This window comes from Asticcacaulis sp. (genome assembly GCF_035497195.1).
Lineage (GTDB): Bacteria > Pseudomonadota > Alphaproteobacteria > Caulobacterales > Caulobacteraceae > Asticcacaulis.
The window spans coordinates 1-1644 of record NZ_DATJDZ010000001.1 but is presented as its reverse complement, the minus strand read 5'-3'; the positions used below and the strand labels follow the sequence as shown (position 1 = coordinate 1644).

At 63.1% G+C, this 1644-nt stretch carries 2 protein-coding genes; both read right to left on the bottom strand.

The features are described 5' to 3' along the window. Nucleotides 1-63: 63 nt before the first annotated feature. Nucleotides 64-846, bottom strand: a complete 783-nt coding sequence (locus tag VL130_RS00010) for a manno-octulosonate cytidylyltransferase (protein ID WP_325359750.1) — start codon at nucleotides 844-846, stop codon at nucleotides 64-66. After that, nucleotides 847-1644: KpsF/GutQ family sugar-phosphate isomerase (locus VL130_RS00005; protein ID WP_325359748.1), on the bottom strand; the 798-nt coding region annotated here is incomplete at its 5' end.

Sequence of the window (1644 nt, the reverse complement as noted above, 5' to 3'; positions counted from 1 at the left end):
GAAATCACCGATCTCGAAAACCTTGGTTTTGACGTGCTGCGGCTGGATCGACATGGTGTACTCCTAAATCACTTGTTCGATGCGGGCGACATCGACAGGGTTGTTCAGCTCCCAGAACACACGGCCGCGGCCATCGACCTCGACGCAGCGGATCGGCATACCGTTTTCCAGGAAACGCAGTTGTTCGAGGCCTTCCCAGGTTTCCAGCGGCCCGACCGGCCAGCTCGAATAGGACCGCAAGGCCTGTTCGCGGTAGCCATAGACACCGACATGGTGGAAGACAGGAATGGTGTCGCCTTCACCAAACGTCTTGCCCGTATACGGAATGACTTCCTTGGAGAAGTACAGAGCGTTCAGGTTTTTATCGAACACCGCCGTGGTGCCGCCGACGCGGCCATTCAGGCGATCCTCGACGAAATTGGCGTGAGTCTGGGCGTCGCAGCGCAGGACCGGCGTGGCCATCTGCACCGACGGATCGGCCTTCATTTCGCGGATCAGGTCTTCGACAAACCAGGCCGGCGTCAGCGGCGCATCACCCTGCAGATTGACATAGAGATCGGCGGATTCGGTCAGGTGCTGGAGCGCATCGGCGCAGCGTTCGGTGCCGTTGGCGCAGAATTCCGAGGTCATGATGACCTGCGCGCCGAAGGCTTCGGCGGCGGATTTGATGCGGTCGTCATCGGTGCAGACATAGACCGACGACACGCCCTCGACCGCGCTGGCGGCTTCGTAACTGCGCTGGATCAGCGACTTCGGCACGCCATCCCTGCCGGTCAGCATGACCAGCGGCTTGCCCGGATAGCGGCTGGAAGCATAGCGCGCGGGGATAAGGATGATGGTTTTCACTTAGGCGACTCCGGCGCGCAGGCAATCGTGGATATGGATCAGACCGACCGGCTTGTTGTGGTCATCGACCGCGAACAGGCAGGTGATCTTTTTGTCGTTCATGATGCCGAGCGCCTCGGCGGCCAGGGCGTCCGGACGGATGGTGCGCGGCGAAGCGTGCATGACCTGCCTGGCGGTCTTGTCCATCAGGCCGGTCATGTGGCGGCGCAGGTCGCCATCGGTAATGATGCCGGAAAGCTTGCCATTGGCGTCGGTGATGCCGACGACACCGAAGCTCCTGGCGGTCATTTCCAGCAGGGTCTCGCCCATCGGCGTCTGTTCAGGCACCAGCGGCAGGGCCGCGCCGGTGTGCATCAGGGCCGAGACTGGCAGCAATTGCGCGCCCAGCTTGCCGCCGGGATGGAAGGTCTTGAAATCGGTCGGCTGGAAGCCGCGCTTTTCCATGATGGCGACGGCCAAAGCATCGCCGAGCGCCAGGGTCATGGTGGTGGAGGTCGTCGGCGCCATGCCGATGGCGCAGGCTTCCGGCGCATTGGGCAGCACCAGCGCGATATCGGCGGCCTTGAGCAGGGTCGAGTCCGGACGCGAGGCCACGCCGATCAGCGGGATCTGGAAGCGGCGCGTGTGGTGAATGATGTCGCTCAGTTCCGAGGTCTCGCCGGAGTTCGACAGCACGATCACCACATCATCGGGCGTGATCATGCCGAGGTCGCCGTGCGAGGCTTCGGCCGGGTGGACGAACTGCGCCGGCGTGCCGGTGGAGGCCAGCGTCGCGGTGATCTTGGCGGCGATATGGCC